The sequence below is a fragment of the Pseudomonas sp. BBP2017 genome (assembly GCF_003024385.1).
In the GTDB taxonomy this organism is placed as follows: Bacteria; Pseudomonadota; Gammaproteobacteria; order Pseudomonadales; family Pseudomonadaceae; genus Aquipseudomonas.
Window position 1 is genome coordinate 94,121 of record NZ_PVZN01000016.1, and the last position, 12,592, is coordinate 106,712.

The 12,592-nt window shown below is 62.4% G+C and carries 13 protein-coding genes; 7 read left to right on the forward strand and 6 right to left on the reverse strand.

The window, feature by feature from the left end:
- Window positions 1-50: 50 nt before the first annotated feature.
- The 4 genes from ssuD to C6382_RS18760 are packed head-to-tail and all read left to right on the forward strand — an operon-like array spanning window position 51 to window position 3,047.
- Window positions 51-1,199, forward strand: coding sequence for an FMNH2-dependent alkanesulfonate monooxygenase (gene ssuD, locus C6382_RS18745; protein ID WP_107025853.1), 1,149 nt, complete (start codon window positions 51-53; stop codon window positions 1,197-1,199).
- Window positions 1,200-1,209: 10 nt separating this feature from the next.
- The gene (ssuC, locus tag C6382_RS18750; RefSeq protein WP_107025854.1) at window positions 1,210-2,004 is read left to right on the forward strand and encodes an aliphatic sulfonate ABC transporter permease SsuC; all 795 of its coding nucleotides are present in this window, start codon (window positions 1,210-1,212) and stop codon (window positions 2,002-2,004) included.
- Window positions 2,001-2,813: an aliphatic sulfonates ABC transporter ATP-binding protein gene (ssuB, locus tag C6382_RS18755; protein WP_107025855.1), complete on the forward strand. Its 813-nt coding sequence runs from the start codon at window positions 2,001-2,003 to the stop codon at window positions 2,811-2,813. Before ssuC ends, ssuB begins: the two co-directional genes overlap by 4 nt.
- Before the next feature lie 18 nt (window positions 2,814-2,831).
- A complete protein-coding gene (locus C6382_RS18760; RefSeq protein WP_010221227.1) occupies window positions 2,832-3,047 on the forward strand; it encodes a molybdopterin-binding protein in 216 nt (71 codons plus the stop codon).
- A 63-nt stretch (window positions 3,048-3,110) separates the two neighbouring features.
- Here the strand turns inward: C6382_RS18760 and C6382_RS18765 are convergent, their stop codons facing one another.
- The 4 genes from C6382_RS18765 to C6382_RS18780 all read right to left on the reverse strand — a co-directional run bounded on the left by C6382_RS18765 (window position 3,111) and on the right by C6382_RS18780 (window position 8,180).
- Window positions 3,111-3,737, reverse strand: coding sequence for a TetR/AcrR family transcriptional regulator (locus C6382_RS18765; RefSeq protein WP_107025856.1), 627 nt, complete (start codon window positions 3,735-3,737; stop codon window positions 3,111-3,113).
- A gap of 1 nt (window position 3,738) precedes the next feature.
- Window positions 3,739-5,325 carry a glutamate--cysteine ligase gene (gene gshA, locus C6382_RS18770; RefSeq protein WP_107025857.1) on the reverse strand — a complete coding sequence of 529 codons (1,587 nt, stop codon included), beginning with the start codon at window positions 5,323-5,325 and terminating at the stop codon, window positions 3,739-3,741.
- 153 nt (window positions 5,326-5,478) lie between these two features.
- Window positions 5,479-5,862, reverse strand: a complete 384-nt coding sequence (locus C6382_RS18775; protein ID WP_107025858.1) for a PaaI family thioesterase — start codon at window positions 5,860-5,862, stop codon at window positions 5,479-5,481.
- Window positions 5,862-8,180: a Tex family protein gene (locus C6382_RS18780; RefSeq protein WP_107025859.1), complete on the reverse strand. Its 2,319-nt coding sequence runs from the start codon at window positions 8,178-8,180 to the stop codon at window positions 5,862-5,864. Before C6382_RS18780 ends, C6382_RS18775 begins: the two co-directional genes overlap by 1 nt.
- Window positions 8,181-8,420: 240 nt before the next feature.
- Between C6382_RS18780 and ompR the strand changes: the two genes are divergently transcribed.
- Together ompR and C6382_RS18790 are read left to right on the forward strand one after the other, a co-directional pair.
- Complete coding sequence (ompR, locus tag C6382_RS18785) at window positions 8,421-9,161, forward strand: two-component system response regulator OmpR (RefSeq protein WP_045180947.1); 741 nt, start codon at window positions 8,421-8,423, stop codon at window positions 9,159-9,161.
- 127 nt (window positions 9,162-9,288) lie between these two features.
- Entirely contained in the window at window positions 9,289-10,602 is a 1,314-nt protein-coding gene (locus tag C6382_RS18790; protein ID WP_107025860.1) for an ATP-binding protein, read from the forward strand.
- A 57-nt stretch (window positions 10,603-10,659) separates the two neighbouring features.
- Here the strand turns inward: C6382_RS18790 and rimK are convergent, their stop codons facing one another.
- Window positions 10,660-11,565, reverse strand: coding sequence for a 30S ribosomal protein S6--L-glutamate ligase (gene rimK / locus C6382_RS18795; protein WP_038605625.1), 906 nt, complete (start codon window positions 11,563-11,565; stop codon window positions 10,660-10,662).
- Window positions 11,562-12,044 (reverse strand): ATP-dependent zinc protease, encoded by a 483-nt coding sequence (locus C6382_RS18800; RefSeq protein WP_107025861.1) that lies wholly within the window; start codon window positions 12,042-12,044, stop codon window positions 11,562-11,564. Before C6382_RS18800 ends, rimK begins: the two co-directional genes overlap by 4 nt.
- Window positions 12,045-12,185: 141 nt before the next feature.
- Between C6382_RS18800 and C6382_RS18805 the strand changes: the two genes are divergently transcribed.
- A complete protein-coding gene (locus C6382_RS18805) occupies window positions 12,186-12,587 on the forward strand; it encodes an RNA-binding S4 domain-containing protein (protein WP_107025862.1) in 402 nt (133 codons plus the stop codon).
- Window positions 12,588-12,592 lie beyond the last annotated feature (5 nt).

The following is a 12,592-nucleotide window of genomic DNA, read 5'->3' on the forward strand; positions in this document are numbered from 1 at the left end:
CCGTGCCGGGACGTGGTCCCGGCTTGCGTTCCCCTTAGGAGACAACTCCAATGAGCCTCAACGTTTTCTGGTTTCTTCCCACCCATGGCGACGGTCACTACCTGGGCACCTCGGAAGGTGCGCGAGCAGTCGATCACGGTTACTTGCAGCAGATTGCCCAGGCTGCCGACCGCCTGGGCTTTGGCGGCGTGTTGATCCCGACCGGACGTTCCTGCGAGGACTCCTGGCTGGTTGCCGCGTCGCTTATTCCGGTGACTCAGCGTCTGAAATTTCTGGTCGCCCTGCGCCCGGGCATCATCTCGCCGACCGTGGCGGCACGGCAGGCGGCAACCCTGGACCGGCTCTCCGGAGGCCGGGCGTTGTTCAATCTGGTGACCGGTGGTGATCCGCAAGAGCTTTCCGGTGATGGCCTGTTCCTCAGTCATGAAGAGCGCTATCAGGCGTCGGTGGAATTCACCCGCATCTGGCGTCGGGTACTGGAAGGCGAAACGGTCGATTACGACGGCCAGCATATCCAGGTCAAAGGCGCCAAGTTGCTCTATCCGCCGATCCAGCAACCACGTCCACCGCTGTACTTTGGTGGATCTTCGCAGGCCGCACAGGATCTCGCAGCCGAGCAGGTCGAGTTGTACCTGACCTGGGGTGAGCCGCCGGCCGCTGTTGCCGAGAAGATCGAGCAAGTTCGCGCCAAGGCCGCCAAACAAGGCCGCAGCGTACGCTTTGGCATTCGTCTGCATGTGATTGTCCGCGAAACCAATGCCGAGGCCTGGCAGGCCGCCGAACGCCTGATTTCGCATTTGGACGACGACACCATTGCCCGCGCCCAGGCGTCGCTGGCGCGCTTTGACTCGGTGGGCCAGCAGCGCATGGCCGCGCTGCATGGCGGCAACCGCGACAACCTGGAAGTCAGCCCCAATCTCTGGGCCGGTGTCGGCCTGGTGCGTGGCGGTGCCGGCACGGCGCTGGTGGGCGATGGGCCGACGGTGGCAGAACGGGTCAAGGAATATGCCGCACTGGGCATCGATACCTTCATCTTCTCCGGTTATCCACACCTGGAAGAATCCTACCGGGTGGCGGAACTGCTGTTCCCGCATCTGGATGTGGAGCGCCCGCAACTGCCGAAAAGCGGTGGTTACGTGAGCCCCTTTGGCGAGATGGTCGCCAACGACATCCTGCCCAAATCCGCAGCACAGCACTGAGGGTCTGGCCATGAGTCGTGCATCCACTCCCTGGCCGCAGCGCCTGGCGCCATGGGCGCTGCCGCTGCTGCTGTTGGCGGTCTGGCAATTGGCAGTCAGCGTCGGCTGGTTGTCGACGCGCATCCTGCCGGCACCGAGCGCCGTGTTCAGCGCGGGTGTCGAACTGGTGTGCAGCGGCGAAATCTGGAACCACCTGGCAATCAGTGGCTGGCGTGCCGCGCTTGGCTTCCTGATCGGTGGCGCAATCGGCCTGGCCCTGGGCTTTATCACCGGTCTGTCGAAATGGGGTGAACGCCTGCTCGACAGCTCGGTACAGATGATCCGCAACGTCCCGCATCTGGCGCTGATCCCGCTGGTGATTCTGTGGTTTGGCATCGACGAGTCGGCGAAGATTTTCCTGGTCGCCCTGGGCACCCTGTTCCCGATTTACCTCAACACCTACCACGGCATCCGTAACGTCGATCCGGCCCTGGTGGAAATGGCGCGCAGCTATGGCTTGTCCGGCTTCGAGCTGTTTCGCCAGGTGATTCTGCCCGGCGCTTTGCCCTCGATCCTGGTCGGTGTGCGCTTCGCCCTGGGCTTCATGTGGTTGACCCTGATCGTTGCCGAAACCATCTCGGCCAACGCCGGCATCGGCTACCTGGCGATGAATGCCCGTGAGTTCCTGCAGACCGACGTGGTGGTCCTGGCGATTGTGCTCTATGCCGTGCTCGGCAAGCTTGCCGATCTGGCGGCACGGGGCCTTGAGCGGGTCTGGCTGCGCTGGCACCCGGCTTATCAACCGACCCGGGGAGAGGGCGCATGACCATCCTCAAAGCACCACCGGCACGGCTATTGCGCGGCATACCGCTGGCGGCAAACAACCTGCAGAAAACCTTTGGCCAACGCCAGGTACTGCGTGACATTGACCTGCATATTCCTGCCGGACAGTTCGTGGCCATTGTCGGGCGCAGCGGTTGCGGCAAAAGCACCCTGTTGCGCTTGCTCGCGGGGCTCGACCAGCCCAGCGGCGGCGAGCTGCTGGCAGGCTCGGCACCGTTGCGCGAGGCACGCGAAGACACCCGGCTGATGTTCCAGGAAGCGCGCCTGCTGCCGTGGAAAAAAGTAATCGACAACGTTGGCCTGGGCTTGTCCGGCAACTGGCGAGCGCAGGCGTTGCAAGCCCTGGAGGCAGTCGGCCTGGCCGAACGTGGCAACGAGTGGCCGGCGGCGCTGTCGGGTGGACAGAAGCAGCGCGTGGCCCTGGCCCGTGCGCTTATCCACCAGCCGCGCCTGTTGTTGCTCGATGAGCCGTTGGGCGCGCTGGATGCCCTGACCCGTATCGAGATGCAGCAACTGATCGAACGGCTCTGGCGTGAGCATGGCTTTACCGTCTTGCTGGTGACCCACGATGTCAGCGAAGCGGTTGCAGTCGCTGACCGGGTGATCCTCATCGAAGACGGTGAAGTGGGACTGGACCTGCTCGTCGACCTGCCGCGCCCCCGTGTGCGTGGCTCCCATCGCCTGGCGGCGCTGGAAACCGAAGTTCTCAACCGCGTGCTCTCGGTGCCGGGTGCACCGCCCGGGCCGGAACCCGTAGCACCTTTGCCAACGCAGCTGCGTTGGGCTCATTGACCAGAAGGAAGCAAGCTGATGACCATCAAAGCGATCAACGTACGTAACCAGTTCAAAGGCACTGTGAAGGAGATCCTCGAAGGCCCGGTACTTTCGGAAATCGACGTGCAGACGGCGTCGGGTATTGTCACCTCGGTGATTACCACCCGTTCGGTGCGCGAGCTGGAGCTGACCATTGGCAGTGAAGTAATTGCCTTTGTGAAGTCCACTGAAGTGTCGATCGCCAAGCTCTAAAGCATCGCGGGGCAAGCCCGCTCCCACCGGTTGTGGGAGCGGGCTTGCCCCGCGATAGCGCCATCAGCGTTTGGGTAGAAAAGGTGGCAGATACAACCCCAGATACGCGTCAAACACCCGCATGCCTTCCTCAGCCATGCGCGGCGTGATCTGCCCGTGCAGTTGCACTGAGCGGGCATAAACCCGATCTCCCAGCTCCATGGCCAGGGCAAACACATCGACATCATCCGGTAACACTGGCAACTGGAAGTGCTGGGCGAACAACTTGTGCATCAAATCGCCCAGTTCGATGTCGTGCTGGCGGTCGGCCTGGGTCACTTCGCTCAGGCCATGCTGGGCGAGGATCAACTGACGGGCGGCGGCATCCTGGTTGTAGATGCTCAGCATGCGCTGTTCGACCAGGCGTGAGAGGTCGTGCCAGGTGTTCAGTGTGGACGCTTCAATAGGCGCCGCCAGACACGCCCGGAACGCGCCATGCACATCGGCGGTCAGGGCCTCGAGCAAGGCCGGTACACTGGCAAAAAAGTGATACACCGATGACGGCGGGATCTGCGCCCGCTCGGCGACACTGTAAATCGACAGGCAGGCCACGCCTTCGCTGGCCAGCAGGGTGCGCGCCGCCTCGAGGATCGAGTCGATCCGCGCCTGACTGGCGGCGCGGGGTTTGCGAGTGGAGGCAGTACGGCTCATGTCAGTTGCTGATCGCCAGGATGCTGGCCTGGTAAGCGCTGACGAACAGGTCGAAGTCGGCCTTGTCCTCTTCACGCTCAAGCCTGGCCTGGGCCTCCAGGGATTCGCGCGCCGCTGTTTCGAAGCGCTGCTGTTCGTCTGCCGGCAGGGCTTGGGCGCGGAAGAACTCGGCATGCACCTGACTCTGGTGCAGGGCAAAGCGGCTGAAGCTTTGCTTGCGCTCGGTCATGCTCGCCAACACTTGGGCCGAGGGCGTCAGGGACGGGTCGCTGACCTTGGCTTTCTGCAGGTCCAGGGCTTTGGCGTGCTCATCACTGTCCAGGCTGCGGTCGAGCAGCGCGGCCAGTGGCGCAATTCGCTCAAGCAGCTCATTGGCCCATTCCTTGAGTTCCACCGGCTTGCCGTGGCGTTGCAGCATCAAGCCCGGGCGACGACCTTCCTTGACCACACTGAGGAAGTTGCTGGTGCAGTTGCCGCATTCCAGGTAACCCAGCAGCGGGCTGTCTTCCAGGGCGCAGAACAACAGGAAGGCATCAAGGAAACGCGATTCTGGCAAATCGATGCCGGTCGGCAGGAACGGGTTGATGTCCAGGCAGCGCACTTCGACGTACTGGATACCGCGGGCCATCAGGGCCTGGATCGGCCGCTCACCGCTGTAGGTCACGCGCTTGGGGCGGATGTTGGAGTAATACTCGTTTTCGATCTGCAGGATGTTGGTATTGAGCTGTACCCACTCGCCATCCTTGTGCGTGCCGATTTCCACATACGGCGCATACGGGGTGGCGACGGCCTTGCGCAGGCTGTCTGTGTAGCTGTTCAGATCGTTATAGCAAGGTGTCAGGCCGGCCTGGGCGTTGCTCTGGTAACCCAGGTCGCTCATGCGCAGGCTGGTGGCGTACGGCAGGTAGAGCGTATCGGCGTCGAACTGTTCGAGCTGGTGCGGGCGTCCGCGCAGGAAACCGGCATCCAGCGCCGGCGAAGCGCCGAACAGGTACATCAGCAACCAGCTGTAACGGCGGAAGTTACGGATCAGGGCGATGTAGGCCGCCGACTGGTACGCGCGGTCATCGAGGTTGCTGCCTTCGGCGGTGCGCAGCAGCGGCCAGAGTTTCTCTGGCAGCGAGAAATTGTAGTGAATCCCGGCAATGCACTGCATGGTGCGGCCGTAACGCAGGGCCAGGCCCTTGCGATAGACATACTTGAGCTTGCCAATGTTGGAATCGCCGTACCAGGCAATCGGAATGTCTTCCTCGGCCGGTAGCGGGCAGGGCATCGATGGACTCCACAGGTACTCGCTGCCCAGTTTGGTGTAGGCGAAGCGGTGGATACTCTCCAGGCTTTCGAGGGTCTGCGCCGGGTCGGCCAGGGCTGGGGTGATGAACTCCAGCAGCGACTCTGAGTAGTCCGTGGTGATCTGCTCGTGGGTCAACGCCGATCCGAGAGCTTCGGGGTGCGGGGTCTGTGCCAGGCGACCGTCCTCGGTCACACGCAAGCATTCGCGCTCGATGCCGTGCAGGCACTGCTTGAGCAGGGAGAGGTTGTCGCCTTGGCCGAGCAGGCTCAGGCGGCGGTTGAGAAGTTCGCTCAAGATGGATTCCTTCACGCGTCAGTCGCCCCAATATGGGGGTGGAAATGACGGTCTACAAGGGTGGACAGAGGAACTGGCGTTGTCGCCTGGTTTTGGCCGGCTTTCGGCAGTGCCTGCGCTCTGCCGAAAGTATCGCAATTTGGCTGCTTGCGGCTAGAGGACGACGAACGTTCCCTGGGCTTTGGCCACCAGCTTGTCGCCCTGGAGTACATCGGCGTCGACCACCAGGGTGCGCCGCCCGGCGTGTAGCACACGGGCGATGCACGATACTTCACCGTCGCCCACCGCGCGCAGGTAGTTGATCTTGCACTCCAGGGTCACGCTCTGCTGATCGAAGCCATGGGCACTGGAGCAGGCCAGGCCCATGGCGGTGTCGACCAGGCTGAAGATTGCCCCGCCATGCAGTTTGCCGCCGCGATTGCGCAGATGCGGTTCCAGCGCCAGCGTCATCTCTGCAACGCCCGCTTCCAGGCGTTGCAGACGGCAGCCAAGCAGCTGGCTGAAGGCGCTGAGGACAACATCCTGTGGCAATTCCATCACTTCTTCTTCAGCTGTTTGGCGTTGGCGAACAGCGAGGCCATGGCATTGTTGGCTGGCGCCGGGGTCTCCTTGGCGCGGGGCGAGGCGCTCTGTTGACGCGGCGCAGAACCCGGGCGGCTACCACGGGCACCGTCGATCTTCTCGCCCGGAGTATCGCTCATGCGCATCGACAGGCCGACGCGTTTGCGCGGGATGTCGACTTCCATGACCTTGACCTTGACCACGTCGCCAGCCTTGACCGCTTCACGCGGATCCTTGATGAACTTCTCCGACAGCGCCGAGATGTGCACCAGGCCGTCCTGGTGCACGCCGATGTCGACGAAGGCCCCGAAGTTGGTCACGTTGGTCACCACGCCTTCGAGGATCATCCCCAGTTGCAAGTCCTTGAGGTCTTCGACGCCTTCCTGGAACTCGGCGGTCTTGAACTCGGGTCGCGGGTCGCGGCCGGGCTTGTCCAGTTCCTGGAGGATGTCGGTAACGGTCGGCAGACCGAAGGTTTCATCGGTGAATTTCTTCGGGTCCAGGCGCTTGAGGAAACCGCTGTCACCGATCAGCGAACGAATGTCGCGGTCGGTTTCGGCAGCGATGCGCTGTACCAGCGGATAGGCCTCAGGGTGCACCGCCGAAGCGTCCAGCGGGTTGTCGCCGTTCATCACGCGCAGGAAGCCGGCGGCTTGTTCGAAGGTTTTTTCGCCCAGGCGGCTGACTTTCTTCAACGCCGCACGGGTCTTGAACGCACCGTTGGCGTCGCGGTGGCTGACAATGTTCTGCGCCAGGGTGCTGTTGAGGCCGGAGATGCGCGCCAGCAGCGCCACCGAGGCGGTGTTGACGTCGACGCCGACAGCGTTCACGCAGTCCTCGACCACGGCGTCCAGGCCACGCGCCAGCTTGAGCTGCGAAACGTCATGCTGGTACTGGCCAACGCCGATGGATTTCGGATCGATCTTCACCAGTTCGGCCAGCGGGTCCTGCAGGCGGCGGGCAATCGAGACGGCGCCACGGATCGACACGTCCAGATCCGGGAATTCACGAGCAGCCAGTTCCGACGCCGAGTACACCGAAGCGCCAGCCTCGGAGACCATGATCTTGGTCATTTTCAGCGCTGGATACTTTTTGATCAGTTCGGCGGCCAGCTTGTCGGTTTCACGGCTGGCGGTGCCGTTGCCGATAGCGATCAGTTCCACCGAGTGCTTGGCGCACAGGGCCGCGAGCACGGCGATGGTCTGGTCCCACTGATTTTTCGGGACGTGCGGGTAGACCGTGGCGGTGTCCAGCAGCTTGCCGGTGGCATCGACCACCGCCACCTTGCAGCCGGTACGCAGGCCCGGGTCAAGGCCCAGGGTTGCGCGCGGGCCGGCCGGTGCGGCCAGCAGCAGGTCGTGCAGGTTGTGGGCGAAGACGTTGATGGCCTCGCCTTCGGCGTTGTCACGCAGTTCACCGAACAGGTCGGTTTCCAGGTGGCTGTAGAGTTTGACCTTCCAGGTCCAGCGCACCACTTCGGCCAGCCATTTGTCGGCAGGGCGGTTCTGGTTTTGCAGGCCGAAGCGCTCGGCAATCATCATTTCGCACGGGTGCAGGGTGCCCGGCAGTTCTTCACCGACTTTCAGCGAGGCGGCCAGCACGCCTTCGTTGCGGCCACGGAAAATCGCCAGGGCACGGTGCGATGGCACGCTCTTGAGCAGCTCGTCATGTTCAAAGTAGTCGCGGAACTTGGCGCCTTCTTCTTCCTTGCCAGCTACCAGTCGGGCGCTGAGCACGGCTTCCTGCTTGAGGAAACTGCGCAGCTTGTCGAGCAAGCTGGCGTCTTCGGCAAAACGTTCCATGAGGATGTACTTGGCGCCTTCGAGGGCGGCCTTGACGTCAGCCACGCCTTTTTCGGCGTCGACAAAACGTGCGGCTTCGGTTTCCGGGCTCAGTTGCGGGTCGTTCAACAGACCATCGGCCAGCTCGCCGAGGCCGGCTTCCAGGGCGATCTGGCCCTTGGTACGACGCTTTTGCTTGTAAGGCAGGTAGAGGTCTTCGAGGCGGGTCTTGGTGTCGGCCAGCTTGATCTCGCGGGCCAGCTCCGGGGTCAGCTTGCCTTGCTCTTCGATGCTGGCCAGGATGCTGGCGCGGCGCTCGTCGAGTTCGCGCAGGTAGCGCAGGCGTTCTTCCAGATGACGCAGTTGGGTGTCATCCAGGCTACCGGTCACTTCTTTACGGTAACGGGCGATAAAAGGCACCGTCGAGCCTTCATCAAGCAGGGCCACGGCCGCTTCGACCTGTTGTGGGCGGACACCGAGTTCCTCGGCGATGCGGCTGTTGATGCTGTCCATAAAACCACCTGACAAATTGTGAAAACAAAGTCCGCGGGCGGGCGCCATGGGGCACTCGGAACAATGCGGCACTGGCTGAAAGCGGCGCATTATACCCAGCGCGCCGGGCTTGCGGTGATAGCAGCGCGCCAGCTCCTGGCCAGGCAGAACTGGCGCCCCGGGAAAAATCTGCTAACAATGCACACGGCACGGCCAATGGCGGCTAAGCCATAATGCGTGCCGAGATTAGAGGAGCTATCCATGAGCAGCACTGCACAAACCGCTGAAGGCGAAAAAATTCTTATCGTCGACGACGACCCGGGCTTGAGCAGCCTGCTGGAACGTTTCTTCACCAGCAAGGGCTACCGCGCCCGTGCAGTACCCAACACCGAACAGATGGACCGCCTGCTGGCCCGCGAGGTTTTCAACCTGGTGGTTCTCGATCTGATGCTGCCTGGCGAGGATGGTCTGACCGCCTGCCGGCGCCTGCGCGCAGCGAACAACCAGATCCCGATCATCATGCTCACCGCCAAGGGCGACGAACTGAGCCGCATCAAGGGGCTGGAGCTGGGGGCCGATGATTATCTGGCCAAGCCATTCAACCCCGATGAGTTGATGGCTCGGGTCAAGGCCGTCCTGCGTCGTCAGGCCCCTGCGGTGCCGGGTGCACCGGGCAGCGAAGACGAAACCGTTACCTTCGGCGACTATGAGTTGTCGCTGGCGACCCGTGAGCTCAAGCGCGGTGAAGAAGTGCACATGCTCACCACCGGCGAGTTTGCCGTGCTCAAGGCGCTGGTCATGCACGCGCGCGAGCCGCTGACCCGCGACAAGCTGATGAACCTGGCCCGCGGCCGCGAGTGGGATGCGCTTGAGCGTTCCATCGATGTGCAGATATCCCGCCTGCGTCGCATGATCGAACCCGATCCGTCGAAGCCGCGTTATATCCAGACCGTCTGGGGCGTTGGTTACGTGTTTGTGCCGGATGGCAATGCCAGCAAGTGATGTTTCGAGTGTAGGAGTCAGTCACTGCAAGCAGGGCGGACCTTCGGGTTGCCCTGTTTTTGCCTGTGCAGAGATCCGCAAAGCCTGCGAGCCATGCTCGTTCCTGCAAAGTGTGTAGCCGTTGTCGATGAAAACGCCCCTGTGGTTCCCGCAAAGCTTCTTCGCCCGCACCCTCTGGCTGGTGCTGATCGTCGTGCTGTTCTCCAAGGCCCTGACCCTGGTTTACCTGCTGATGAACGAAGACGTGCTGGTCGATCGCCAGTACAGCCACGGGGTGGCCCTGACCCTGCGTGCTTACTGGGCCGCCGATGAGTCCGACCGCGACAAGATTGCTGAAGCGGCAGGGTTGATCCGGGTGGTCGGCTCCGGTGTTCCGGAAGGTGAACAGCATTGGCCGTACAGTGAAATCTACCAGCGTCAGATGCAATCCGAGCTTGGCGCCGATACCGAGGTACGCCTGCGCATCCACGCGCCACCGGCATTGTGGGTGAGGGCGCCGAGCCTGGGTGACGGCTGGCTGAAGGTGCCGCTGTATCCGCATCCGTTGCGTGGTCAAAAGATCTGGAGCGTGCTGGGTTGGTTCCTGGCTATTGGACTGTTGTCCACGGCGTCGGCCTGGATCTTTGTCCGCCAGCTCAACCAGCCGCTCAAGCGCCTGGTGTTTGCCGCCCGCCAGTTGGGACAGGGGCGCAGCGTGCGCTTGCCGGTCAGCGATACGCCCAGCGAGATGACCGAGGTTTACCGGGCATTCAACCAGATGGCCGAAGATGTCGAGCAGGCCGGACGCGAGCGGGAATTGATGCTGGCGGGTGTGTCTCACGACCTGCGCACGCCATTGACCCGTTTGCGCCTGTCCTTGTCGTTGCTGGCCAATGAAAGTGACCTGACCGATGACATGGTGCGTGACATAGAAGACATGGACGCCATCCTCGACCAGTTCCTCGCCTTCATCCGTGACGGGCGTGACGAGCCAGTGGAAGAGGTCGACCTGAGCGATCTGGTGCGCGAAGTGGTCGCGCCGTTCAACCAGCCTGAAGAGCGGGTGCGTTTGTGCCTCGAGCCGATTCCGCCTTTCCCGCTGCGCCGGGTGTCGCTCAAGCGCATGCTCAACAACCTGATTGGCAACGCCCTGTATCACGCCGGTAAAGGGGTTGAGGTGGCGGCCTACGTATCGGGTGACAGCAGTGCGCCTTATGTGGTGCTCAGTGTGCTGGACCGGGGGGCGGGCATTGATCCGAGCGAGCTGGAAGGCATCTTCAACCCGTTCATTCGTGGTGACCGTGCCCGCAGTGGCAAGGGCACAGGGCTGGGGCTGGCGATCGTCAAGCGTATCGCTGCCCAGCATGGCGGTAATGTCGAATTGCGCAACCGCTCCGGCGGCGGCCTGGAGGCCCGCGTGCGTCTGCCGCTGGGCCTGCTGCTGCCGCGTGATGCGGTGTAGTGGTTTGTGTGGTCGATTTATCGCGGGGCAAGTCGAGTCGTCGCACCGCCGCTCCCACTAGCCTTTACCTTTGGTGCGGGTCAGGTTTGGCCCGCCGTTCTTCTCCAGATGCTCGATGATCATCCCGGCAACGTCCTTGGCAGTGGTGACCTCGATGCCTTCAAGCCCCGGTGAGGAGTTCACCTCCATCACCAGCGGGCCGTGATTGGAGCGCAGGATATCCACACCGGCCACGCTCAAACCCATGACCTTGGCCGCACGGATGGCGGTCATGCGTTCTTCTGGGGTGATCTTGATCAGGCTGGCGCTGCCGCCGCGATGCAGGTTGGAGCGGAATTCGCCGGGTTTGGCCTGGCGCTTCATCGAGGCAATGACCTTGTCGCCGACCACGAAGCAGCGGATATCGGCGCCGCCGGCCTCCTTGATGTACTCCTGGACCATGATGTTTTGCTTCAGGCCCATGAACGCCTCGATTACCGACTCGGCAGCCTTGGTGGTTTCGCACAGGACCACGCCGATGCCCTGGGTGCCTTCGAGTACCTTGATCACCAATGGGGCGCCGTTGACCATCTGGATCAGGTCGGGGATGTCGTCTGGCGAGTGGGCGAAGCCGGTGACCGGCAGGCCGATACCACGGCGCGACAGCAGTTGCAGCGAACGCAGTTTGTCACGCGAACGGGCAATGGCCACCGACTCGTTCAACGGGAACACGCCCATCATCTCGAACTGGCGCAGCACCGCGCAGCCATAGAAAGTCACCGAGGCACCGATGCGCGGGATCACCGCATCAAAGCCTTCCAGGGGCTTGCCGCGGTAGTGGATTTGCGGCTTGTGGCTGGCGATGTTCATGTAGGCGCGCAGGGTATCGATCACAACCATTTCATGGCCTCGTGCAGTACCGGCTTCAACCAGACGACGAGTGGAATACAGACGCGGGTTTCGCGACAGCACGGCGATCTTCATGCAACACCTGTGGAAGGAGAAATAGTGGCCGGAAATGCCGGCTTGTCCTGAACGTACTTGAGGCCCGGATTGACCACCAACTGGCCATGAATCAGGGCTTTGGAACCGAGCAACAGGCGATAGCGCATGGCTTTGCGGCAAGCCAGGGTGAATTCGACTTCCCAGACCCGGTCACCCAGCGCCAGCGGCGTGCGGATCACGTAGCGGATTTGCGCCTGGCCATTGGAACTCTTGATGGTTTTCATGGTTACCAGCGGTGCTTCGCAGCGCCGGTGACGTAACTGCACGACTGAGCCCAGGTGCGCATTGAAGCGCACCCAGGGTTCGCCGTTGCGCTCGAAGGGTTCGACTTCGGTAGCGTGCAGGCTCGAGGTACTGGCGCCAGTGTCGATCTTGGCGCGCAGGCCAGCCACGCCGAGGTCGGGCAAGGCTACCCACTCGCGCAGGCCAATCACAGTCAAATGGTCAAATGTCTTCAAATTGCTCAACCAGCATAAAAAGTCGCAAGGCCGGAACCGGTGTGCGCGACAGGTCGGTGAACTGTAAGCACGCCGCGGTTTTTTTGCATCCGCCAGATACGGTAGTACAGTTCCGTTGACGAAATTAAGCGGGGAAATGTCATGGCACAAAAGCCGGAAGAGGACGATAAGGTCCGCTTGGACAAATGGCTATGGGCAGCGCGCTTCTACAAGACCCGGGCGCTGGCCAAGGCAGCCATCGAGAGTGGCAAGGTGCACTGCCGGGGTGAACGATGCAAGCCGGGCAAAGAGCCACGGGTGGGGGACGAATTCGTCTTGCGCACCGGCTTTGATGAGCGCACGGTGGTGGTCAGGGCGCTGTCTGTGGTGCGCCGTGGTGCGCCCGAGGCCCAGGCGCTGTATGAAGAAACTGCCGAGAGTATCGAGCGGCGCGAGAAGGCGGCTGCCATGCGCAAGGCTGGCGCACTGGGCGTGACGACCGATGGTCGGCCGACCAAGAAACAACGGCGTCAGCTCCACCAGCTTCACGACAGCGCCGGTTAACGGGC